This is a genomic window from Corallococcus sp. CA054B, from assembly GCF_003611625.1.
Classification (GTDB): Bacteria; Myxococcota; Myxococcia; order Myxococcales; family Myxococcaceae; genus Corallococcus; species Corallococcus coralloides.
Map to the genome: position 1 here is coordinate 1 of NZ_RAVY01000148.1, position 24262 is coordinate 24262.

General features: G+C 71.9%; 12 protein-coding genes and 1 rRNA gene. 4 read left to right on the forward strand and 9 right to left on the reverse strand.

The window, feature by feature from the left end; all coding sequences use genetic code 11:
• The first annotated feature begins 9 nt into the window (after positions 1-9).
• Positions 10-126 (forward strand): 5S ribosomal RNA (rrf, locus tag D7V80_RS28985).
• 111 nt (positions 127-237) lie between these two features.
• On the opposite strand, the gene D7V80_RS28990 is transcribed toward rrf, so the two are convergent.
• Positions 238-1095: a hypothetical protein gene (locus D7V80_RS28990; RefSeq protein WP_120591243.1), complete on the reverse strand. Its 858-nt coding sequence runs from the start codon at positions 1093-1095 to the stop codon at positions 238-240.
• Positions 1096-1483: 388 nt separating this feature from the next.
• Between D7V80_RS28990 and D7V80_RS43075 the strand changes: the two genes are divergently transcribed.
• Both D7V80_RS43075 and lnt read left to right on the forward strand, forming a co-directional pair.
• Positions 1484-1807 carry a hypothetical protein gene (locus D7V80_RS43075; RefSeq protein WP_233585814.1) on the forward strand — a complete coding sequence of 108 codons (324 nt, stop codon included), beginning with the start codon at positions 1484-1486 and terminating at the stop codon, positions 1805-1807.
• On the forward strand, positions 1804-3396 hold the full coding sequence (gene lnt / locus D7V80_RS29000) for an apolipoprotein N-acyltransferase (protein ID WP_120591245.1): 1593 nt from the start codon (positions 1804-1806) through the stop codon (positions 3394-3396). The genes D7V80_RS43075 and lnt overlap by 4 nt, the downstream gene beginning before the upstream one ends.
• Before the next feature lie 14 nt (positions 3397-3410).
• On the opposite strand, the gene D7V80_RS29005 is transcribed toward lnt, so the two are convergent.
• From D7V80_RS29005 to D7V80_RS29015, 3 genes are all read right to left on the reverse strand, one after another.
• Positions 3411-4622, reverse strand: a complete 1212-nt coding sequence (locus D7V80_RS29005; RefSeq protein WP_120591246.1) for a multidrug effflux MFS transporter — start codon at positions 4620-4622, stop codon at positions 3411-3413.
• Positions 4619-5236, reverse strand: coding sequence for a TetR/AcrR family transcriptional regulator (locus tag D7V80_RS29010; protein ID WP_120591247.1), 618 nt, complete (start codon positions 5234-5236; stop codon positions 4619-4621). Before D7V80_RS29010 ends, D7V80_RS29005 begins: the two co-directional genes overlap by 4 nt.
• A gap of 99 nt (positions 5237-5335) precedes the next feature.
• Entirely contained in the window at positions 5336-6859 is a 1524-nt protein-coding gene (locus D7V80_RS29015) for a GMC oxidoreductase (protein WP_120591248.1), read from the reverse strand.
• 192 nt (positions 6860-7051) lie between these two features.
• Here D7V80_RS29015 and D7V80_RS29020 point away from each other — a divergent pair, with 192 nt between their 5' ends.
• Positions 7052-8017, forward strand: a complete 966-nt coding sequence (locus D7V80_RS29020; RefSeq protein WP_370452553.1) for an alpha/beta hydrolase — start codon at positions 7052-7054, stop codon at positions 8015-8017.
• A gap of 9 nt (positions 8018-8026) precedes the next feature.
• Here D7V80_RS29020 and D7V80_RS29025 read toward each other — a convergent pair whose 3' ends face one another.
• The 5 genes from D7V80_RS29025 to D7V80_RS29045 all read right to left on the reverse strand — a co-directional run.
• A complete protein-coding gene (locus tag D7V80_RS29025; RefSeq protein WP_120591250.1) occupies positions 8027-9472 on the reverse strand; it encodes a reverse transcriptase family protein in 1446 nt (481 codons plus the stop codon).
• A 399-nt stretch (positions 9473-9871) separates the two neighbouring features.
• Positions 9872-11740 (reverse strand): SWIM zinc finger family protein, encoded by a 1869-nt coding sequence (locus tag D7V80_RS29030; protein ID WP_120591251.1) that lies wholly within the window; start codon positions 11738-11740, stop codon positions 9872-9874.
• Complete coding sequence (locus D7V80_RS29035) at positions 11737-18270, reverse strand: HEAT repeat domain-containing protein (protein WP_120591252.1); 6534 nt, start codon at positions 18268-18270, stop codon at positions 11737-11739. Before D7V80_RS29035 ends, D7V80_RS29030 begins: the two co-directional genes overlap by 4 nt.
• 12 nt (positions 18271-18282) lie before the next feature.
• Positions 18283-21012: a hypothetical protein gene (locus D7V80_RS29040; RefSeq protein ID WP_120591253.1), complete on the reverse strand. Its 2730-nt coding sequence runs from the start codon at positions 21010-21012 to the stop codon at positions 18283-18285.
• Between the two features lie 51 nt (positions 21013-21063).
• On the reverse strand, positions 21064-24262 hold a 3199-nt coding region (locus D7V80_RS29045; RefSeq protein WP_120591254.1), incomplete at its 5' end, for a carboxypeptidase regulatory-like domain-containing protein.

Here is a 24262-nt window from a genome sequence, read left to right on the forward strand (position 1 = left end):
ATTCGTTTTTCCGGTGGCAATGTCGGAGGGGTCACACCCGTTCCCATCCCGAACACGGAAGTTAAGCCCTCCAGAGCCGATGGTACTCCGCGGGAAACCGCGTGGGAGAGTAGGTCGCTGCCGGATTCTTTTTGAAAGCCCCTGGTGCCGTAAGGCGCCAGGGGCTTTGTCTTTGCGGGCTTGTGCCTCCGCCTGGCGTGCGCGTGATCCGCGCTCGCGGGTGTTTGTCTTTGAGGCTCAGCCCAGCAGCCGCACCGCGAGAAAGACTGGCAGGGCCACGTAATAGAGCGCCCGGCAGGTCCACTCCGCGCCGATGCGTACGTTGCGTGCCCACCGTGGGCCCAACCATGCGGCGCCGAAGCAAAACGCTTCAGCGAAGGCTCTCCAGAAACAACCAAACAACAGCAGGGCCAGGAACACTGGCAGCCAGGTGCGCGCGAAGGACGTGAAATACGCCGTCCAGCCGTACATCTGGGCCTCCCCGAAGGGGCCTCCGAAGGAGATGTACTGGTGCGCCCGGAAGAAGATGCCGGCGAGCACTCCGGGCACCAGGCCGTACTTCAAGGCCTGGTCGTACCAACGCCTGCGCCACTTCTCGCTCCGCGCTTGGGCGTACCTCACCTGCGGATCGTTCCTCGCCTCTCCCAGCGTCCCCACCGCCTCGAGCAGGGACATGGGGGCCTGCACTTCCAAGCCGTAGTCGAAGGCTCGTCCCGTGCGCAGCCGCAGCGTCAGTCCCGGGCCTGGCATGGGCAGACGCCAGGGGCGGATGGATTCCAGTGCTTCGAAGGGAATCTCGAAGTGCGCTCCCCCTGACTGGGTGAGCACCAGTCCTTCCGGGCGGACCGTGACAGTGGCCCTCGTTCCCAGCTGGAGCAGGCGCAGCGCGATGAGCGGCAGGACTCCTCCCACCGCGAGTCCCGTCGCCAGCGGTCCGGGCGCCAGCGTCTGGGTGCCCGCGAGCACGTCCTTGAACAGCAGCGCGGTGAAGTAGCCGAGCGTGCCCAGCACGGTTGCGTGCAGGAGCGCTCCCAGGGCGCGCAGACGGGGTGTGAAGGCGTGGATGGGGAAGGGGCCGGACGCGTCGACGGTCATGGGAAGGGCATGGCCGCGCGCGCATTGCCTCGATGCGCGCGGCTTCCGTAGCATACGCACCCCGGAGGCCCCTCAAAACATGCGTTCCCCGCAGCCTGGCCCTGAGCGTCGCACGGATTCCGATGGTGTGACGCGGGTGACGCCCTCGCGAGAGTCCTCAGGCGGGGTGGGCTCCTGGCTCATCGGTGGTGCCGTCGCCATCACCGGCCTGTGCGTGGCGCTCTGCCTCTGGTGGCTCTCCCGCCCTGTGCCTGTCGAGGACCTGCCCCCCATCGTGGTGGCTGAGCGTCCCGCTCCGGTGGCTCCCTCCCTGGAGCCCGCGCGCCCTTCCGTTCGCCCTGCTGCCGCGCGTGTCGCCGCGCCTGTGCCCGTGGAGGAACCTGCTCCCATGCCTGTGGATGACCCTCCGCCTCCTTCCGAGGGGAAGACTGGGACGGCCCTGTACCAGCGCGGCACCAAGCCGTTGAAGCGGGGGCTCGTCGTGCCCGACGACTTCGAGCTGCCCCCTGGCTACATGCGCCACTACCAGGCAACGGATAATGGGCAGCCGCTCGCGGCCATCCTGATGTTCCATCCGGACTTCACGCCCAAGGATGCCAACGGGCAGCCCATCCCCATCCCCGAGAACCGCGTGGTGCCCGAGGAGATGGCTCCCCCCGGCATGCCTCACCGGCTGCTGGAGATTCCTGTCGAGGACGAGGACTCGCAGTGACGTCCGTGAAGGGGTGGGCCGGGGCGCTCCTGGGCGTCGCGGCGACCACCGTGCTGTTCGCGGCGTTCGGACGGCTGCGACCCGGTTGGGTGTGGCTGGGGCTGGTGGCCATGGCGCCGTGGCTCGCGGCCTTGGACGGGGCTCGTTCCGTTCGCGGTGCCGTGGGGCTGGGCGTGCTGCTGTCGGTGACGTTCACCGCGGCGGTGTTCGGCTGGTTCCCGGGTGCCATCGCGGCGTACTCGCGTGCTCCGGTGTGGCTGTGCTGGGGCGTGTTCCTGCTCATCGCGCCTGTGTTGGAGCTCCAGTTCATCACCGCCGCCTGGGTGCGGTGGTACGCGCGCCGGCGGGTGGCGGAGGAGCCGCGCCTGGCGTGGGTGCCTCCCGTGCTCACAGCGCTCGTGTACGTGGGCACCGAGTGGTTCACGCCCAAGCTGTTCGCCGAGACGCTGGGCCACGCCCTCTATGCTTCGGAGACGCTGCGCCAGGGCGCGGACCTGGCTGGCGCTCCGGGGCTCACACTGGGCCTGCTGCTCATCAACGAGTGTGTTGTCTCGGTCGCGCAGGGGGTGGCTTCGCGGCGGGGCTTGCGGCTCAGGCCGGTGGTCCTGGCGGTGGTGCTGTCGGTCGTGGGCTGGGGCTATGGATGGGTGCGGCTGGGGCAGGTGCGCGCGGCGGTGCACTCGGCTCCTTCGCTGGTGGTGGGGGCGGTGCAGGCGAACATCACCAACATCGAGAAGCTGGCCGCGGAGCAAGGGACCTACGAGGTCGTTCGCAACATCCTGGATACGCATTACGCGATGTCGGATGCGCTGCTGCGCTCGGGGCCGCTGGACCTGCTGGTGTGGCCGGAGACGGTGTATCCGACGACGTTCGGCACTCCGAAGAGCGAGGACGGCGGCGCGCTGGATGATGAGATCCGCTCTTGGGTGGCGGAGCGCGGTGTGCCTTTGGTGTTCGGCACATACGACCTGGACGGCGAGCGCGAGTTCAACGCCGCCATGTTCCTGGGGCCCTCCGCGACGGGCGAGCTGGCGCAGGCCGCCTACCGGAAGACGATGCTGTTCCCGCTTACGGAGTGGGTTCCGGATGCGGTGGACACGCCTGCCCTGCGCACAATGCTTCCATGGACGGGTCGATGGAAGCGCGGCCCTGGTCCCCGGCTGGTGGACTTCCGGATCAACGGCGGACGCGTGCTCAAGGTCGCTCCGCTCATCTGCTACGAGGCCCTCTTCCCCAATTACGTCGCGGCGGAGGTGCGCCAGGGGGCGGACCTGATTCTCACGCTGTCAAATGACTCGTGGTTCTCCGGCACTCCCGCGCCCCGGTTGCATCTGATGCATGCGGCGTTTCGCAGTATCGAGACGCGCACGGCTCAGGTGCGGGTGACCAACTCAGGTATCTCCGCGTTCATCGATCCTGCGGGGACGTGGACCTCCGAGCTGGAGGACAACCAGCGCGCTGGCACCGTGATGCGTGTGCCGGCGGCGGATCGGCTGAGCTCGCTCGCGGGGGCCTGGGGGGACTGGTTGGGGCCTGTCTCTCTCGTGCTGGCCGTGGTGCTGGGCGTGTGGATTCGCCGACCTGTGTGACACCGTGCCCAGTTCTACTCTCGCTGCGCGGGGGCCCGCTTCGCCAGGCGCAGCGCTCCCAGGGCGAGCAGGGCGGCGATGGCGACTCCCAGTGCCATGGGCCTCGCGGTGCCGTCGTGGCTCGCGCTCACCGCCGCGGATGCTCCCGCCGCCAGCATGAACTGCAGCGCTCCCAGCACCGCTGATGCGACGCCTGCCTGCTTCGCGTGATGCTCCATGGCCAGCGCCGTCGCGTTGGGGGTGATGGCGCCCAGGCTGGAGACGAAGACAAACAGCGACAGCGCGATGCCCCACAGCCCACCAAGGCCTGTCGACGCCACCGCTACAAGCGCCAGCCCCGCGAGCGTGGCGACCCGCACCGCCTGCTTCAACACCCGGGCCGGCGAGGAGCGCGACAGCAGCCAGTGATTGATCTGGGACATCGCCACCAGCCCGGCGGCGTTTACTCCGAAGAACCAGCCGAAGTGCTCCGGCTTCACTCCGTGCAGCGTGATGAACACGAGGGGCGAACCGCCGATGTACGCGAACATCCCTGCCTGCGCGAGCCCCGCCGCCAACGCGTGCCCCAGGAAGTCCGGCGCCTTCGTGATGCCCCACATGGTCTGGAAGGGCTTGGAGGGGGTGGCTCCGTTCCTCGGGGGCGCCGTCTCCGGGAGGATGGCGAGGACTGCTCCAAGTGCGATGAGCCCGATGACCGCGTGGCTTGCGAAGATGGCTCGCCAGCCCGCGGCTCGCAGCACCCAGCCTCCCAGCAGCGGGGCCAGGATGGGGGCCAGGCCCATCACCAACACCAGGCGCGACATCATCCTCGCCGCCGCTGCTCCCGAGTGCAGGTCCCTCACGACGGCCCTCGTCGTCACCATGCCTACCGAGCCGCCGAGCGCCTGCACGAACCGGCAGGCCGCCAACAGCTCCGCCGATGGCGCGGTCGCGCAGCCGATGCTGCCCAGGACGTAGAGCAGCAGGCCCGCGTAGAGCGGCTTCGTGCGACCGAACCGATCACTCAACGGACCCGCGAAGAGCTGCCCCACGGCGAGTCCCGCGAAGAACGTCGCCAGCGTGCGCTCGACCTCGCCCGCGGTCGCGTGCAGCGACTCTCCGATGGTGGGGAACGCCGGCAGGTACATGTCGATGGACAGGGGCCCGAAGCCGATGAGCACCCCCAGGATGAGGGTCAGCCAGGGCCCCTCCGTGGCGCGGCTCAGCTTGGGTGTGGCGGTCGTCATCTGGCGGTCCTCTTCCGCGGCTTGCGTGCGGGCGCTTCTGCTGGCGTCAGCAGCACCCGGATGAGCTGGCGCAGGACGGCTTCGTCCTCGCCGGGGGCGTAGGTGGAGCCGCCCACGTGGGCGTTGAAGCAGCGGGCCTCCAGCGCTCCACAGAGTGCCTCCGCCGCCATCCGGGGCTCGACCAGGTCCACCCTTCCGGCTCGCTTCGCCCGGGTGAGCCACTTCGTCAGTCCCTCTCGCAGCGCGACAGGAGGCGGCGTGTCCAGGTGCATGGCCCTGGCGCCGCCCAGCACCGAGTAGTGCAGCACGAACAGCCAGGGCACCAGCTGGCGCAGGAAGTCCCGGTGGTGCAGGAGCGCTTCCAGGAGCTGTGCCTCGATGGACGCGGTGTCCTTCGGTCCTGGGGCCAGCAGCGCCAGCGCGGTGGGCGGGACGGGGCGGAGGGCTCGCGCCATCAGTGCTTCCTTGGTGCCCACCCGGTGCAGCAGCGCCGGCTGCGAGATGCCCAGCCGCTTCGCGATGTCCTGCAGCGGCGCGGAGGGACCCTGCGCCAGGAACACGGCGCGGGCCGCTTCGTCGATCTGCAGGTCGGTGACGCGTGGGGGACGGGACATGGCGCGAAGGGTTAGTTACTGACTGGTAGGTAATAAATTCGCGCCAGCCGTGCAAGGGGCCCGTTCCCGCGGGCCCCTCGCCGTGACTTCAGAGGGAAATCAGATGCGGCCGGCCTTGAGCTCGCCCACCAGGTGGGCGCAGGCGCGGACGGTGAGCGCCATCATCGTCAGGGTGGGGTTCTGCGGGCCCTGCGAGGGGAAGCAGGAGCCGTCCGTGACGTAGAGGTTGGGCACGTCCCAGCTCTGGTTGAACGGGTTGAGCACGGACGTCTTCGGGTCCTTGCCCATGCGCGCGGTGCCCACCTCGTGGATGGCCATGCCCGGCTCGGAGAGCTGCTTGTTGACCTTCTCCACCGTGCAGCCCGCCTCCTCCAGCATCTCCAGACAGGACGTGACGGCGTCCTCCGTCATCTTCAGGTCGTTGTCCGAGTGACGGCACTCGATGTGCGCCGCCGGAATGCCCCAGCGGTCCTTCACCGTGGCGCTCAACGTGACGCGGTTCTCCGCGCGCGGGACCATCTCCCCGAAGGGCACCATGTGCATCTGGTCATCGAAGGTGAAGACCTGCACGCCGTAGCCTCGGGCGAAGTCCGGGTGGCGCTCGGTGACGTTGCGGAACTGGGGGATGTACGCCCAGCCGTGCTCCTTCTGGTGGAGGTGCGCGGGCAGGTTCATCCGCGCCTCGATGCCTCGCAGGTACATGTGGTCCATCAGGTGCTTGCCCACGAGCCCGGAGCTGTTCGCCAGACCGTCCGGGAACGCCCGGTTGCGCGAGTGCAACAGCAACCGCGTGGATTCAATGGTGCCCGCGGCCACCACCACCACCTTCGCGCGCACCTCCTCGGAGGTGCCGGAGTTCGCGTCGATGAAGGACACCCCCGTCACCCGGCCCGTGTTCGGGTCGTGCAGGATGTGGCTGGCGATGGCGTGCGAGCGCAGCGTCATCCGCCCCGTCTTCAGCGCCGCCGGCAGCGTCACCGGCGCGTTCGCAGTCCGCCGGGCGACGACGTGGCGGTCGGGCCAGCGGGCCTTCACCTTCTCGCGCAGGCGGACCTCGCCGGGGGACAGCGGCGCGGGACCGGCGAAGACGGAGTCCGGAAGCGTGTCCACGCCGTCCGAGTTGCCGTACAGGCCCATCCACCGCTCCACGATTTCGTAGGACGGCGCCAGGTCCGCGTGCGACAGCGGCCAGTCCGGGCTCAACCCGTCCAGGCTGCCCGCGTGGAAGTTGAAGTCAGACAGCCGGTAGAATTGGCGGCCGTGAGCCTTCACGCTGGTCCGCCCGCCTACCTGCCTCGCGCGGATCCAGGCGAACGGCGCGTCGGCCGGCGTGGTGTAGGGATTGTCCACGTCATCCACGAACGCATGCGGATGGAACGGCCAGGCGAAGCTCGTGGCCTGGATGGACTGGCGCGACTTGCGGGATGCGTCCGACTCGATGCGGTAGCCCAGCTTCTGCTTCACGCGGTGCATCAGGTGGAGCGCCCGGTCCGCGTTCGCGCCTCGGCCCGCCTCCAACACCAGCACCTGGAGCCCGGCCTCCGTCAGCTGCTTGGCCGCCCACCCACCACAAGCTCCCGAACCCACCACCACTGCGTCGTAGACCGTCTTCGACGTCGTCATGCCTGCTCACCCGGACGGTCAATCTGCCGCCGCTGCTAAAGTTCGCCTAAATTGTAAATCAGGACCCAATTGGCGCCTATAGGGTCTAGATGTCTGGCGGGAGCCAACACAAGCCTCGGGCGGCGACTTCCGCCCTGGGGACGGGTCGCTTGCTGTCGGAGAGGGGCGGACATGGCTGGGTTGTTGAAACGGATTCGGTGGGGGCGGGTGCTGGGCGTGCTGGTGTTGCCGTTGGTGCTGGTGGCGCTGGCGTTGGGTGGCCGCGCGGCGTGGCGCTCCGAGCAGTACTTCCACTATCCGAAGCCGGCCGCGGTGCTGCCCGCGGACTTCAGCTCCGCGCGCGAGGTGACGCTGCGCACGGATGATGGGGTGGAGCTGCGCGGCTGGTACGTGCCGTCCCGGAACAAGGCGGCGTGGGTGCTGGCGCATGGCCTGTCACAGACCCGTATGGATTTGCTGCCGGAGGCTCGCGTGCTGCGCGACGCAGGGTACGGCGTGCTGCTGTTCGACCTGCGCGCGCATGGGCAGAGCGGGGGCGAGACGTCCACCTGGGGTGACAAGGAGCGCCAGGATGTGCGCGCGGCGTTGGCTTACGTGCGGGCTCAGCCGGACGTGGATCCGGCTCGCGTGGGGGCGCTGGGGTTCTCCATCGGCTCCGCGGCGGTGGCGGAGGTCGCGGCGGAGGACCCTCAGGTCGCGGCGGTGGTGCTGCTGTCTCCGTTCAACACGCTGTGGCTGGCGGCGGCGTATGACTTCCGCCGCTTCGGCGCCGTCACCCAGACGGGGGCGCTGGTGCCGTTCTGGCGGCGGGGGATTGCCTTGGACGAGGTGCGGACCATCGACGCGGTGGACCGCATCAAGCCCCGCCCCCTGTTCATCGTCGCGGGGACGGAGGAGTCCGGGCAGCCGCTGTTGGATGAGCTGTTCGCGCACGTCGCGCCGTATGCGCAGACGTGGCGCATCCCCGGCGCTTCGCATGGCAACTTCGCCGCGACCGCGCCCACGGAGTATCCGCGCCGGCTGCGGGAGTTCGCGGACTCGGCGCTGAAGCCCGTGGTGGGAGAGGCTCCCTCGGTGGAGAAGCCCGCGGCTCCGGCCGTGGAGAAGAAGGCTCCGGCAAAGAAGCCTTCACGGCGGACGAAGGCGGGGGCCCGCTAGTTCCCCTCGCTACGCCTGGGCGGGCCGGGCGGCTTCGAGCTTCGCGAGCTGCTCCAGGTACATGCGGCCCTTCTCCGGGTCCGTCATGTGGATGAACGCCGCCATGCCCTTGAGCTGCTCGAGCGACTCGCCTTCGCGGCCCGGCTTGCCCTTCAGGCGGTTGTGGATGGCCGCGCGCAGGCGGCGCACCACGTCGCGAGGGACTCGGGCGGCGGGCGTGCCTTCCCTGGCCTCGTTGATCACGAGCCCCGTGACGCGCTGACGGCTGCCCCTGCGGGCGACCCGCGTCTTGTCCGGGTGGACCGTGAAGCCTTCCGCCTCCACCACGTCCTTCACTCGCGCGAGCAGCACCGCCACCGGCGCTCCCTGCGCGCGGCGGGCCTTGGGCGCCTTCGCCTTCGTCCAGGAGAAGGTCAGGTCGTCCGCGTAGCGCGTGTAGGTGAAGCCCAGCTTGCGCGACAGCGCCGACAGACGCTTGTCCAGGCGCAGGCACAGCGCGTTGGTGATGCCCGGTGAGGTGGGGGCTCCCTGCGGGAGGGCTCGCGGCCCCTTCGCCACATGCAGCGTCTTGCCCCGGAAGGACATGCGCTCGCGAGGCGCTTCCGTGGACATCAGCGCCAGCAGCGTGGACGTGTTCTCCGGCAGGCCGCCCTTGCGCAAGAGGCCCTTCACCCGGCGCCAGTTCACCGAGGGGAAGAAGTCCTTCAGGTCCACCTTCACCAGCACATCCGCGCCCTGGTGCGCCAGCGCGTTGGTGAGGATGGAGCGCCCCGCCACGAAGCCGTGCGCCGCGCCGTGCACCGGCAGCCGCTCCACGACGTTGGAGAGCACCCAGCGCTGCGCTTCCTTCAGCTCCGGCTTGGGCGAGGTGATGGTGCGCTCGCCGCCCGTGCGCTTGGGGATGCTCCACGTCACGTAGTTGGAGCCCGTGTCCACGTCACGGTGGAACGCGAAGCCGCGCAGCTTGGACACGCTCAGGCCCAGCGCCTTGGCCAGGTCCTCCGCGTTGTTCAGCGTGGGCAGGCCGTTCTGGCGCGCGCGCTCCTCGCGGTGCTCCAGGTCGAACTTGTCCGGCAGGCCGGCTTCGCTCCAGTGGATGCCCACGCCCAGGTGGTTCACGTGCGTGGCCTTCCACGCTTCGTGGGCCTGGCGCTCCAGCGCGCGGCGCTCCACCGCTTCGGCCTTCTTCTTCTCCTTCCAGGCCGTCTTCTCCTTCTCCTTCAGCGAGGAGAAGTCCACCTCGTCCGCGAGCGCGCCCTTCGCGACGAGCTGGGCGTGCACCCATTCGTCCGCGCCGCCGGCCTCGGTGATGGCCTTCCAGCGCGTGATGAGGGCGTCGTGCGCGGCCTTGGCGGCCTCGCGCTTCGCGATGGTGTTGGGGGAGGCAGCGGGCGTGACTTCAGGAGCAGCCTGCGGCGGGGCGGCGGGGACGAACGACTCCAGCTTGGCGGTCATCGAGTTACCTTCGACGGGCGCGGCGGCTCAGGGAGGGGCGACGGAGACGAACTCGAGCGGTCGAGGGAGGCCAGGAAGGCACCACCAGCTCACCTGGGGCACGGTAGCCTCACCGGCTCTCCCCTCCCGAGCACTACCGTCGGGGTGGGAAAACGGCGGCTGCGTCGTTGGTTCCGCTTCCCGCCCCGACGGTAGTGCTCGGGAGGGAGAGAGCCAAGAACAGGCTACCTTGCGGAGAGTGTCCAGCATTTCAACCAGAACGGCGCAACGCCGTTCCTACGCTCGAGGCGTTAAGGCTGATGCGGTCCAGACCTCTCTCGACCACTCGCTATTCGGTTTTCGTCCGGCGCCACCATCCTTCCGGCCGCCCCGTCGGCGGCCGGGCCGTTGAGTGAGTGTTTACACCAGAGTCGAGGCCGCGTCGATGTAGCCGTCCGCGGTCAATTTCTCCAAACGGCTGAAGTACGCCGTCCGGGCTTCCGTGTCCGTGTCGAACCAAAGTCGCTGGTGACGCGAGTCGCCCAGGCGAGGGCCCCACGTGAGGGCCACCACCTTGCCGTCGAGCGACACGCGATACACCTGCTCCAGTCCCGTGGCCGGGTCGCGGCGCACGTACGCGCGCGTCTCCGCGCGGATGAGCTTGCGGCCCTCCGGCGTCTGACGGAGCGCTTCTTCCTCGGCGCGGCGGCGGGCGTACGCCAGACGCAGCGCGAGCATGTGTTCGCAGGGACCTTCGCGCAGACCGGAGCGGCGGAAGTGCGGGCAGCCGCAGCTCGCGTCCTTCACGCGGCCCTCCAGGTCCATGGTGAAGCTGGGGAAGAAGCTGCGCACCGCCTCGCGGTCCACAACCTCTCCCTGGATGCGCGTGCCCTCGCCGACCAGGTCGTGCACTTGGGTGAGCTTCACTTCTCCGGAGCCTGGGGAGCCCGGGCCGCCGTCGCCGAGCAGGCGGTGGGCGCGCGCTTCGCGCTCGTTGCCGTAGCGCAGCGCGGCCTCGTCCACCGGGGTGGGCATCAGCTCGCGCGGGCGGTAGGTGCCGCGGGACACGTCGAAGAGGACGCGGCCTCGCAGGCACTCGAGTTGGAGCGCGGCGCGCACCTGATCCTTCGGCGCTCCCGCGTCCTTCGCCAGCACTTCGAAGGCGAGGGGCCCGTCCTTGCGCAGGCGGTTACGCAGCTGCTCCGCCAGGCCTTCCGAGACGTCGCGCGGCATCAGCGCGTCGAAGGCGGCGGCGCTGGACCAGCCGCTCTCCGTCCAGCCGGTGAGCCCCAGCGTCAGCGTGGCCGCGCCCAGGTCGATGACCCAGAACACCGGCAGGCCCGGACCCAAGAGCTGCACGTGCACGCTCTTCGCGTGGGGCAACAGGCGCGCGAGCGCGGCGAGGCGCTGACGGCCGAAGGTGCGCACCACCGCGGGCGCTGCGCCCGTGTACACGCCGCCGTGGCACTCCAGCACCTGCTCCCAGGGCTCCAGCACCAGCCGGGGCGGGGCGCCCGGGACCAGCTCGAAGCGCAGCGCGCGGGGCGCCTTCTTCGAGCGGCGGGTGCGCAGCGCGAAGAGCAGGTTGTACAGGTCGATGGGCGCGATGGAGCAGGTGGTGGCCGGCAGCGTCGCGGCGGACTGCACCTGGAGGAAGCCTCGCAGCCACGCGTGCGGCACTTCCACCGTGCGCGGGGTTCGGGGCTCCGTGGCGGGCGCGGCCTTCGCGGTGGGGGCGACGTGGGCCTCCAGCACCACCGGGGCGTAGGCGCGCAGGCGGTCCAGCCGGGCGGGCAGGTCCTGCGGCACGTCCAGGAACGTGGAGCCGTGCGCGGCCTGTCGCTTGTCGAAGAGGCTGTTGTCGAAGGCGAGGCGCGCGTAGGCGCTCTCGTCGCGGGAGAAGACCTCCAGCGAGACCTGATCCGGATCCACCGTGAGGACGGGGTCCAGGACGGCGTCCTTCTTCTCCTCGCCCTCCAGCGCGTTGTCGAGGAAGGCCTTCTGCGCTTCCCAGATTTGAGCGCTGGCGCGCTTGCCCTGCTTCATCAGGTACGCGAGGTACGCGGTGCGGTCGCGGCCCCGGTAGCGCAGGTCGCTGGAGAGCACCGCGAAGGCGGCGGCCAGCGCGTCGCGGAAGAGGGTGGGGTCCTTCACCTGGCCACTGACGCCCACGGTGCCTCGCGAGCCCTCCAGGGCCAGCTGCACGCGCGAGGCATCCGGCGTGACGACCACGTCGCTCTGCGCGGCGTAGCTCAGCGCGACGGGATGACGTGCGGTTGCGGTGCTCACGACGGTTGACCTTCCTTCCGGGCGCGCTCAGCGGCCCGGCGTGCACGTTTGTGGGCGCGGTAGGCCGCCTTGCGCAGCTCCACCGACTGCGACTTGTCGAACGCCGCCGTCTTCAGCAGCGCCGCGGCCTCGTCTCCGCCCAGGCGTCCCAGCGCGGCCCAGGCGTCCTGCTTCACCTCCGCCTTCGGGTCGGCGGCCACGGACTTGAGCGGCTCCAGGTCCCTCTTCGCCAGCAGCGCGGGGACCGCGAGCCGGCGGCCTTCGCTGCCCGTGAGCGCGGACGCGGCCACCTTCGCGCCCGTGGGGCCCAGGGCCACCGGGTCGAAGGGCTTCACCTCCAGCGCCCAGGCCGAGGACTGCTCCGGCACCAGCGCGGCCAGCACCGACGCGGCGGCGGCACGCACGGCGGCGTCCGGGTCACCGAGCGCGCCTCTCAGGGCCTGCGCCTCGCTCGTGGCCTTCAGCCGCCCCAGCACGCGCGCCGCTTCCTGGCGCACGGCGGCGGGGGCCTGGGCCTCACCCTTGCGGAGGATTTCGGCGGACGTCGCCACCAGCTCCTTCGCGCCCAGCCGTGAGCCCGCCCAGAGCAGGCGCTCCCAGGCGGCGGCCAGCGGCTCCTTCTTCGGAGGCTGCGCGGTGGCCCACGCGGTGGCGGTGCGCCGTTCGGCGGCCACCAGCGCGCGGGTCAGTCCGGCGGTGTCCACGGCGCCGGCTTCGCGCGCGTCACCCGTCCAGGTGCCCACGAGCCGGGCGGCCTCTTCGCGGGCCTCCGGCTTGTCGTGGCCGAACAGGGCGATGACCTCCGGCACGGGCAGCGCGCCACGGCGGGCGAGGCCGCGACGCAGGCGGAGGCGCAGTTCCACGTTGTCCAGCGTGGCCAGACGGGGCACGAGCAGCGCCGGGTCGCCTTCGCTCGCGAGGTACGTGGCGGCGGGCTCGGAGATGTCCTCGTGCTCGCTCTGCACGGCGAGGAACTCCACCCGCGTGCGCTCCTTGGGGAAGAGGACGTCCAGCGCCTTGCGCGCGGCGGCGCGCAGGTCGTCGTCCTCCTCGTTCAGCGCGGCGGCCAGGGCGGCCTCGGCGGCCGGGTCTCCGAACTTGCCGAGCTCCTCCGCGACCGTGCGGCGCACGTCGTCGTCCGTCTCACCGTCGGCGAGCAGCGCCTCCAGCTTCACCCGGGCGCGCTCTCCACCCAGGGCGCGCAGGCCGCGCACGCCGGCTTCCTGGCGCTGGAAGGCGGCGCCGTCCGTGGCCGCGGCTTCCACCTTCTCCTCGATGCGGCGGCGGTCCTCGCCGTCGGGCATCCGGTTCGCGAGCCGGCCGAGTGCCTCGATGGCGGCGAACACCATGTCCTCTTCCGCCGGGGCGTCCGGCGTGCCTCCGCCGGCCACCGTCTCCAGCTCGGAGAGGGCGCGCACGTCGCCCAGGGTGCCCAGCGCGAGCAGGGCGCGGCCTCGCTCGTGCGGCTCACCGGCGCGCGCGTACAGGAGAAGGGGACGCAGGGCGCTGGCGCGGCGCTGGTGCGCGACGCCTTCCGCCGCGGGCAGCATCAGCTCGCGGGCCCCGGCGCGGAGGATCTCCTCCAGCGGCTCCACCGCCGCGCCCTCTTCCACCACGCGCTTCGAGTAGTGCTCCACGGCCGCCGCGCGCACGGTGACGTCGCGGTCGTTGAAGAGCTGGACGAGCAGCGCGTCCTGGCCCTCGCTCTTGCCGTGCTCCAGCTCGCGGGCGGCGGCCTTGCGGACCTCCGGGTCCTGGCTCTTCACCGCCACGCGCAGGAAGCGCACCGCGAGCGCCGCGTCGCGCTTCTTCAGCTCGCGCTCGTGCTCCTTGAGCTTCTCCTGCTCCGCCGGCCAGGTGAGCTGCATGGCCGCCGTCACGCAGGCGAGGCGCACGGACGGGGCTTCGTCCTCCACGCTCTGGCGCGCGAGCACGTCCAGCGCGTCCGCGCGGTGGGTGCGGCCCAGCGCGGCCACCAGCCGGGTGCGCTCCGGAATCTCCGTGGCCACCGTCAGGCGCGCGGCGAGCGCGGCCACGGCGGCGGAGGTCCCCAGTCGCGCCAGGGCCTCCTGTGCGCGGCGGGCCACGGCGGACGTCTCCGAACGCAGGAAGGTGCCCAGCACCTCCACGGCCCGGTCGTCGCCCCGGAACGCGAGCAGCTCCGCGGCGCGCAGCCGCAGGTCCTCGTGCTCGCTGCCCATCGCGCGGCCGAGGGCCTCCGTGACGCGCGGGTCGTTGGCGCCCGCGAGCCGCTCAATCACGCCCACGCGCAGGTCCGCGTGCTCGCTGCCCAGCGCGGCCAGGAGCGGATCCAGGCTGCCCGGCGGGCTCAGCTTCTCCAGCAGCTCGAAGGCGGACTTGCGCACCTCCGGCAGCGGCGAGTTGAGCGCCGCGGCCACTCGCGGACGGGCCTTGTCACCGCGCTCCGCCAGTTCCTCCAGCGCGGCGCGCGCCACGTCCGGCGACAGCGAGGCCAGGGCCAGCGCCAGCGGCTCGTCGCTGCCGGCGGGGTACAGCTCCTTGAGGCCCGCGAGCGCGGCCCGGCGCACGAGCTGGTGCGGATCCTCCAGCGCGCGCAGCAGGGCGGCCACCGCGGCGGACGTGCCCGCGTAGCCTTCCTGCGTGAGCTTCACCACGCGGTCCACGGCGTCGCGGCGGACGCGGTGGCCTTCCTCATCACCCGCGGTCACCTGACGCAGCAGGCCCACGTAGGCGCCGAAGGCGAGGCGGCGCAGGTGCTGACGCTCCGCCTGCGTCGCGTCCTTCGGCGTCCCGGTGCCCGTGCCTTCCGCCGGCTTCACCGCGGAGAAGAGGCGGCGCAGCCAGCTCTTGCCCGTGGCGGAGGCCGTGCCCTGCTTCTCCGGCGTGGAGGGCTGGATGACGTGCGCGGCGCCCTCGGCCGTCTCTGGCTTCCAGGGGGCCTGGAGCGAGCTGGGGCGCGCGACCTTCTGCGCCTCACGGAAGTAGTCCAGCGGCTTGTTGCGCAGCAGCAGGACCTGCGCCGCCGCGTAGCGCTGCTCCGGCTGACCGCTGGAGAGTGCCTCCGCGAGGCCAATCACGCGCTTCGCCCGCTCTTCCTCCGCGGGCCAGTCCTTCATGTCGCCGGCCTTCTCCGGACGCGGCGGCAGCAGCACCTCCACCAGGTGCGCGCGGTAGGCCTCCGGCTCCGTGCGTAGCTCCAGCGCGCGGGCCGCGGCGTAGCGCACCTCAGGACGGCCGCTGGACAGCGCGCTCGTCAGCAGGTCCGGCGGTCCACCCTCGCGGCTGGCGCGCAGGTCGCGCGCGAGCACGATGGCGAACACCATCTCCTGCACTTCGCGCGCGGAGTCCTCCAGACCGTGCAGCAGGCCGCCGTCGCCCTCGTGGCCCAGGGCCGCGAACGCGAGGATGGCGCCCAGCCGGATGGGCAGGTGCTCATGGCGCAGGTTTCCGGTGAGCACCGGCAGCGCGCGCACGTCGCCCAGGCGGGCCAGACCGTCCGCCGCCCACGAACGCGCCGCCACCAGCGAGTGGCCCAGCGCATCCAGCAGCGCGCCCTCGTCGCCCCGGCGGCTGGCAGTCGCGAGGCCTCGCGCGCCCTGCTCCTGGAGGTCCGACACCTCGTGAGGCAGGAGCGTGGTGGCGTAGAAGCCCAGCAGGCGCCGCGAGCCCAGCGTGGCCAGCGCTCGCGACGCGCGGACGCGCAGCGGGACGAGGAAGGCGGGCGGGTACATCCGCTCCAGGTCCTTGTCCGTGATGAGCGCGCGCATGGGCTCGATGATGTCCTCCGCGCCGCGCGGGGCGAGCAGCTCCGAGGCCCGCACGCGCACCGGCAGCGCCGACGCCGCGATGCCCGCGAGCAGCGGCCCGTTCTCGTTGGGGATGAGCTTGTCCAGCGCCTCCAGCGCCGCGAAGGCCACGTCCAGGTGCTCGTCCTGCACGCGCTTGAGGAGCGCGGAGCGCATGGCTTCCGCCGGGGCGTGCACGGAGGCCTTGGCGGCCTTCTCGCGCAGGGCCGGGTGCGTGGTGTTGAGCGCGGCCAGGTGCGGCTCCGCCTTCTCCTTGCCGGCCAGCTTCACCCACGCCTCGTAGGCGGCGGTGGCGACGCTCGCGTCGCGGTCCTCCACGGACTTCTTCAGCCGCTCCAGCGCCCAGTCGTCGGTGCCCTTCTGCGCGAGCACCTCCACCGCGCGGGTGCGCAGGTCCGGGAAGCGGCCCGCCAGCGCGCGGTCCAGCGCCTTCACCGGCTCCTTGTCGTTCCAGGCCCACAGCGTGCGGAAGGCCTCGCCGCGCACCTTGGCGGACTCGTCCTCCAGCGCGTCGCCCAGCAGCCCTTCCGCGCCCTCCGCCTTGGCGCCCAGCTTCACCAGCCGGTCCAGGCCGCGCACGCGCACGTCCTCGTGACCGGAGCGCAGCGCGGCCTCCGCGGCGGACAGCGGCGCGTCCGCGTCCAGCGCCACCACGGCCGTCAGCGCCGCGGCGCGCACGTCTCCGTCCGCGTCGTCCAGCATCCACACCAGCCGCTCGCGGGCGCGCGGATCCTGCAACGCCTGGAGCGCGGTGGCCGTCTCACGGCGGATGGCGGCGTCGTCCTCGCGCGACAGCTGGAGCAGGGCGCCCAGGGCGCGGCCATCTCCCAGTTGCGCCAGCACTCGCGCGCCACGCACGGCGGTGTCCGGCATGCGGCACGCCATGGCGGCGAGCAGCGGCTCCAGGTCCGCCTCCGTCAGCGCGGTGCCGGCGGGCGTCTTGCCGAAGAGCTGCTCGCGCGAGGCGGCCAGCTCCGCGTCGGTGTTGAACTTCGCCTCGGTATCCCCGGCCGCGCGCTTCGCCTGGAGGGTCAGCATGCGGGTCACTTCCCGCACCGTGCGCGCGAATTCCTCGTCCTTCGCCTCCAGCGTGGCGGCCAGCGCGCGGCGCTCCAGCACGCGCACCGCGAAGGCCACGCGGCGCACGTCCCGGTCCGCGTCGTCCAGCGCGCGCGCCACCAGCGGCTGCAGGCGCGGGTCGCCCAGCAGGCCCGCCACGGACGCGCGCAGCAGCACCTCCACCTTGAGGGCCGCGGGGCCGCGCTCGAAGGCGAGCTTCAGCGGCTCCGTGCTGCCCTTGGGCGACACGGTGGTGAGCGCGTCCAGCGCGGCGGTGCCCACCTCCGCGTTCGTGTCCGGCAGCTTGCTGGCGATGAGCCCCGGCACCAGCGGCGACACGCTGCCCTGCTTCGCCAAGAGGCGCAGGCCCTGCACGCGCGTGTCCACGAAGCGCGAGTCCAGCGCCACGCGGGGCGCCGCCAGAGGCGACTCCGTCTCCAGCTTCACCAGCGCGTCCAGCGCCGCGGCGCGCACCGTCTTGTCGTCGTCGTTGAGGCGCTCGCGCAGCTTCGGCCGCGCGGCGGTGCGGCCGTGGTTGCCCAGCTCCGTGGCCGCCAGCCGGCGCGCCGCGACGTCCTTGTCCGAGGACAGCACGCCCAGGACGAAGTCCAGCGCCTCCGGCTCCAGCAGGGCCACCGCCTCCTTCACCGCGGCCTCGCGGCGGGGGAGGGCGGCCTTCAGCGCCTCGTTGAAGACGTCGAAGCCGTGGCCGTAGGCCGTCGTCTCATCCGTGGGCTTGCCGTCCGTGCCCAGCGTGATGCGGGTGACGCGGCGGTCCTCGCCGGCCACGAAGAGGTAGCCCAGCAGCTGCTTCGCCTGACGGGGGTTCGCCGGGGGCGCGAAGGCCACCGCGTTCAGGGCCTTGCTGCCCAGCTCGAAGGTGCGCGGCTTGCGGCGCTCATCCAGGCGCCAGACCTTCAGCTTGCCGTCGCTGCCCACGGACGCGATGCGCTCCGCAGGGTCCTGGCCCGCTTCCGCCTGCGGCGTGGGCGGGAACACCAGCCCCAGCACGGAGCCCGCGTGGCCGCTGTCCTTGTCGCCGCGGACCTCGAACTCCACCGCGCCGACCAGGTAGCCGATGCGCAGCTTGCCGTCGTCACCCGCGGAGACGAGCCGCCCGTCGCGAGGCGTGAAGGCCAGCGCCCGCACCGCGCCCTCGTGGCCCGGCATGTCCCGGCGCGCGCCTGTCGCCACCGTGAACGAGCGCACCACGCTGTCATCGCCCGCGCAGGCCACGTACGTGTGCGTGGGGTCCACCGCCACCGCGCGCAGCGGCTGCGAGGACGCGCTCCACTCCTTGAGCTTCTTCGTGCTGTCCCAGTCCCACGCGCGCACGAAGCCGTCCACGCCGGCCGTGTAGAGCACCTTGCCGTCCGGGCTGGCCGCCACCGCGGTGCAGCCTCCGGGGTGCGCGTCGTGGAGCTGGAACTTCACGGTGCCGTCGGCGAGCGACCCGAAGCGCACGGTGCCGTCCGCGCCCGCCGCGGCGAACTGCTCGCCGGAAAGCGCCACGCCCAGCACGTGCGCGGGCAGGGGCGAAGTCCACAGGACCTTGTTGGATGCCGCATCGTACGCGGTGAGGCGGCTGTCGGCGGCGGCGCGGGTGCCGCCCACGATGAGCAGGCGCGCATTGGCCGCCAGCGCACGGACCTTCTCGATGTTGCCGATGGAGAGGTTGGCCATGGTGTCGTTGTCCTAGATGCCGCCGAGCTGCACGCCCGGGTGTGCCGCACGCAGTTGCACCAGCGAGGCTAGGCAGCTCTGCCACTCGCCCTTCGCCACGGAGCCGGTGAACTCGCCCAGCACGGGCGCCACCACTCGCGCGAAGCTCTCGTCTTCCAGGCCCAGGTCCCGCACCAGCTCCACCACGCGGCGCTTGGCCACGCTCGCGGACAGCCGGCGCTGCACGTCGCCCTCACGCGCTTCCTTCGCGCGCCCGGGCGGCAGGCCGAACATCATGCGCCGCAGGAACGTGCGCAGCGCCTCCACGTCACTGAAGCGCGTGGTGCCACCCGCCTCGCGCTCGTCCTTGCCTCCGCCCGCGGGCTTCCAGCCCTCCGGCAGGTGCAGCGGACGGTGCTTCTCCCAGAGCAGCCGCACCGCGAACAGGCCCACCTCGCGGTCCGCGCTCTGCATCAGGCCGGACAGCCGCTCCGCGCCGCCCAGCCGCGCGTAGTGCCGGCGGATGAGCTCCACGGCCACTTCGCGCGTGCTGCGCTTGGTGGACTCCGTGAGCGCGAACACCTTGCCCGCGTCCAGCTCCTCCGGCTGGAGCGTGTGGCGCGCGTCCGCGCCCGGCTCGCCCGCGTTGAGCAGGGCGTCGTAGGCCAGGTTGCGGATCTCCTTCGCGTCCGAGTCCGCCAGCTCGTACACGCGCGTGTGATAGCCCCACGCGCGCAGCTCCGAGCGGGCGATGGTCAGCGCGAAGCGGCGCACGTCGTCGCGCGCGTCGAACAGGGCCGGCCACAGCCGCTCCGCCGAGTACGCCTTGCGCGGCGCGCGGGGGCGCAGCTCGTAGGACTTGGACTCCGGCTGCTCCGGCCCGATGCCCGGGTGGTGGCAGCGCAGGTACGTCTGCGCGAACGCGCGCACCGGCGGCGGCTGCTTCGCGCCCAGCGCCAGGTCGAACAGGCGCTCCAGGCCCGCGTCCGCGTCGCCCGTGTCGCTGAAGTCCGCGGGCACCACGTTCGCCAGCAGGTAACGGTGCGCGAAGTCATGCAGCTGCGGGTCGGCCCGGCGCGCCAGCGCCAGCAGCCAGGGCACCGTGAGCTGCCGCGCGGTGAAGAGCTTGCGGTTGCCCAGGAGCTCCAGCGCCGTGCTCCGGAACTTGCCGTTGAAGACGAGCGCCTTCACGCGCTCCACATCCAGGCCCGGCAGGCTGTCCGCGCGGGTGAGCCACTGCGCCGCCTGACGGCCCAGGCGCGGGTGCGCCACCAGGTCCAGCAGCCACTCCGGCCCGATGTCCGCCGGCTTGTAGGTGGACAGGGCCTTCATCGCCGTGTCCTCCACGATGCGCTGGCGCGACGAGCGCTGCTTCGCCTCCGTCAGCGCCACCTTCCAGAAGTCCGCCGGCATCTCCCCGGCCGCGTACTTCGCGGAGACGTAGTTCTTCGCCCAGTTGAGCTGCTCCTGCTTGCCCCAGAGCATCTCGCGCAGGAAGTCGTGGGTGAGTTCCGCGCGGTCGAAGGACTGCTCCAGCGACTTCGCCGCGAACGCCGCGGTGGGCTTGGAGTTGAGCAGCCGGCCCAACAGCGGCAGGCCGAGGTCGCGCGGCTTGTGCTTCTCCAGTGCGGCGGCGGCGAACTTCTGCACGTCGTCCGCGCCCTCCTCCACCAGGTCCGCCAGCCGGTCCGCGGCCAGGTCCTGCGCGTGGCCGCGCGCGTACTCGATGGCGTAGGCGCGCGCCTTGTCGCTGGGGGAGAAGAGCAGCGCGAGCACCGCCTCATGCAGCCCGGCCGCGCGCAGCTTGCCCTGGTGGAAGTCCGGCGAGCCCTGGAGCGTCTCCACCAGGAAGTCGTGCGCGCTGCCCAGCGGCCGGCGCGCCAGGCGGTCCAGCCACGCGGGCGTCACCTTGCGCAGCGCCTCCGGGAAGTCCTTGCGCAGGCCCTGGATGGCGAACTTCGCGGCCGGATCCGACTGGCACGTGTCCAAGAGGCGCATCAGCGCGTCCGGCGAGCGCTTCCACGCGTCCGGATACATGCGCTGCTTCACCATGTCGCCAGGAGGCTGGATGGGGAAGCGCGACGCGCCGTAGTTCTTGCTGTTGTGCGCCCAGATGTGGTGCGCCACCCAGCACTGCGCCCACGTGGTGTCCAGGTCGTAGTGCCGCAGCACCTCCACCGCGAACTGCGGGTAGAGCTCCGGGACGGCCGCGCCCAGGTGGCGCAGGAAGCGCCACGCGCGGCGCTGGAGGTAGGTGAGGGTGCCGCCGCTGACCTCGCGGTGCCGGCGTCCGCCGCGCTCGGTGTCGAAGCGCCAGGCCAGCGCGCCGAACATCTCCGCGTCGTGGCGCGCCTCCGACAGCTTGTAGATGCGCTTGAGGCCCGCCCACAGGCCGAACTTCAGCGGCGCTTCCTTCACCAGCGTGATGAGGGCGGCCCGCGCGGGCTCGGTGTTCTTCTCGTAGAGGGACACCAGCAGGTCCGCGAGCAGCAGGCGCGGCGGCAGCGGCACGTCCTTCTGCGCGAGGAAGCGCTGCCACGCCTCATGCGAGCCCTTGCGGCGGCCCGGCTTGTCGCCGCTCACGCGCGCCTGCTCCAGCAGCTGCTTCAGCGCGTCGAAGGACAGCGCGCCCTGCGGCAGCGGCGTGTCGGACGTGCGGTCCGGCTGGTCGAGGAAGGCCAGCACGGACTCGGCCAGGTCCGGTGCCTCTGCCCTGGCCAGACGTTCGAGGTCTGCTGCGCTCAGCGCGTCACTCGGGGTCATACGCTGGGTTTAACACAGCTCCCCTGCCCCGCGAGGCATGTCGGACCCGCCTCACCACGGGAGCGCGGGCACCTCCACCTCCTGCAGGTCCTGCATGGTGCCCGGGCCCACCGTCACGTCCTCGCGGAACGAGAGCCAGCGTCCCTCGCGTTCTTGCAACACGAGAAGCGTGTACGGACCAGGAGGGACGAGCACCCAGGTCCCTGCGTTGTGAAACAGCGGCGGGAGCGCCTGTTCGCGCAGCCACCGCACCTCCGCGGCAGAGGCCGATTCGGGTGGCGCGGGGACCCGGCCGGGGAGGAGGTAGGAGGTGCCCTGCCTGCCGCGCTCGCTCCAGCGCAGCTTCAGCTTGAGCCCCGCCGTCGACAGCGGCAGGTCCACCCGGTTGACGCGATGGGGCTCCACGCGCACGACGCGAGGCACGGCCCTGCCGGTGTTTCCGCCCGCGATCTTCACCAGGTAGTCGCCCGGGGCCAGGTCGCGGAACAGGGCCACGCCGTCGCTCGCCGGGGCGGTGAGCTCCTCCTCCGGGTTCGCCTTCGGGACGGCCGCCAGGAAGATCGCCGCCGGCTGGCCCTGTGCGTCCCGCGCCGTGACCTCCAGGCGGGTGGAGATGGGCAGGCGCAGCTCGAGCGTGTCCTCGTTGGGGCCGACGATGCGCTCGAGCAACGCGTGTTCCTCCTCCTGCGCGGTGAGCAGGTAGGGCCGGGATTCCACGGCGGGCAGTTGGAAGGTGCCGTCCGGGCCGGTGTCGACGTCCGCGAAGGCGCTGGCCTGCTCCGCGTTGGCGGCGTCCTTCGCCGGCAGCGACAGGGAGATGGACACGCCGGCCAGCGGGGCGCCGGTGGCGTCATCCACCACGCGGCCCTTGATGATGTGGCCCTCTTCCATGCGCACCGTGCCCAGGTCCACGTCCCGGCCGGCGGGGACGTCCACGTCGCGCTGGGTGAGGGCGTGGCCCGGCGCCTCGAAGGTGAGGTGCTGGGGGCCGGGCTCTTCCACGAAGACGGTGAAGGCGCCCTTCGGGTCGCGCACCGCCTCTTCGTTCACGGTGAAGCGGGTGATGGGCGTGCCGTCCTTCTTCGCCAGCCGGCCGGTGATGCGGCCCTGGAAGGCGAGGGCGATGCGCACGTCCATGTTCCCCGCGCGGGCCATGAGCTTGGGCCCCTCCCGCTCCTCCAGCCATCGCTTGTGCCTCGCTCTCAGCTGTTCGAAGGTCTCGTCGTCCGGGCCCTCGTCGGGGTGCTCCTTCCTGGGCGGCTTGGGCAGCGCGTAGCCCGGCTTCGCCGCCGTCAGCTCGTAGTCCCAGTCGCGCGCCAGCGGCTCCAGGACGAAGCGGCCATCCGGGCCTGTCGTGGCGGAGAGGGGAGAGTACCCGCGGCCGTTGCTGTCTTCCTCCGCCTTCGCGGTGGCCTCCACGGTGACGTCCGCCAGGGGCCGGCCCTCCGCGTCCACGACGATGCCGCCCACCTGGCCGTCCATGTCCAGGCGCAGCGCCAGCTCCACGGTTTCCGAGCCGCGCAGCACCACGCGGTCGGGCAGGTGGCGCTCGAAGCCGCCCGTGGTGGTCCGCATCCACACGGCATAGGTGCCGGGCGGCAGGCCCTTGATGTCGAAGCGGCCGTCCTCGCCCGAGGAGCCCGCGAAGGTCGTGCGCTCGCGGGTGTTGAACGCGTCGTCTTCTTTTCCTTCTGGGCGCTCCGGCTCCTGCCTCTCCAGGGAGACGTCCACTTCATTGACGGGCGCGCCGCGCGAGCTCGTCACGGTGCCGCGCACGGTGGCGCCCGAGTCCAGGGTGAGCTTCAGGCCGGAGGTGGGGGCGCGGACCTGGAGCGTGCGCGGCAGGTAGCCCTCGGCCTCGATGGTGAGGGTGCCGGAGAGGGGCTGGTCCACCTTGATGGCGAAGTGGCCCTCCGTGTCGGAGGTGGCGTCGAAGGTGAGGGGGGCCTCGTAGGACGGGTGCCTCAGGATGAACGAGCGCGCGTACACGGGCGGAGGCGCGCTGACCGTGCGCTTGCGGTCCGGGGAATGCAGCGACAGGGAGGCGTCCACCACCGGCTGACCCGCGGCGTCGGTGACGACTCCCTCCACGATGATGGCGGGGGAGAGGACGAAGTCCAGCGCGGGGCCGCCCTGGGCGACGGTGCGGGTCTCGGTGAGGTCCAGCATCCGGTCCGCCTCCACCTGGAAGGTGTAGTCGCGTGCCCGGAGCGGGCCCAGGCGCACGCGGCCCTCCGCGTCGGTGGTGCCCAGCGGCTTGAAGCGGCGGGGGTCGAGGTACTCGTCGCTCTCACGGGGAAGGGCGGCGCTCACCTCCGCTTGGGCCACGGGTTTGCCGGCGGTGTCGCGCACGGTGGCCTCCACGTAGAAGACGGTGCCCAGGCGCAGCGTCACCTGGACCTCGCGCTGGTCCTCCGTGACCTCCACCGTCTCGTGCGCCTGGAGGCCGCCCTGCTCCGCATCCAGGGTGTACTCGTCGGGGGTCAGGCCTTCGAAGGTGAAGCGCCCCTGGGCGTCGGTGGTGGCGACGAGGTCGGTGTCGGCCACCGTGACGGTGGCGCCGGCGACAGGGTGCTCGCCGTCCACCACGGTGCCCACCATGCGCCGGGGCGTGTACAGCACCACGTCCTCCGGCAGGGGACCCACGGTCGCCCCTCGCATCCACACGGTGATGCGTCCCTGCTGGGCGGCGAGCAGGCCATAGGTGTCGTCGTCGGGCAGGGGGCCCACGGAGAAGCGGCCGTCCGCGCCGGTCCTTGTGTCGAAGAAGCGCGCCGTGCCCAGGTGCACCACGGTCACCTGGACCTGGGAGAGCGGGGCGCCGTCCTCGTCCACCACGCGGCCCGTGAGCGGCTGGCTGGCTTCGAGCTCCAGCGTCACGTCCCGGGTGCCGGAGGTGACGTCCTCCAGCAGCCCCGCGCCCTGGGCGCCCAGGGCCCAGAGGGTGACCGTCCCCTGGGGCAGGCCCTCCAGGGTGAAGGTGCCGTCCTGCGCGGAGGTGGTGCGCGACAGGACGAAGGCACCTCCCCGGTGGGCCTCCACCAGCTCCCGGACCCAGAGGTTGGCGGGGGACAAGAAGCATTCCTCCGAGGCCAGGGACACGTCGGGCTCGTCCGTGTCACACGGCAGCTCCGTCAGCGTCTCTCCGGGCAGGGGGACGGAGGCGGAGACCTCGATGCCGGCGACGGGCTGCCCCTGGAGGTCGACGACGCGGCCCTGGACCTGGAGGGCACCCTGGGGCGGCGGGGGC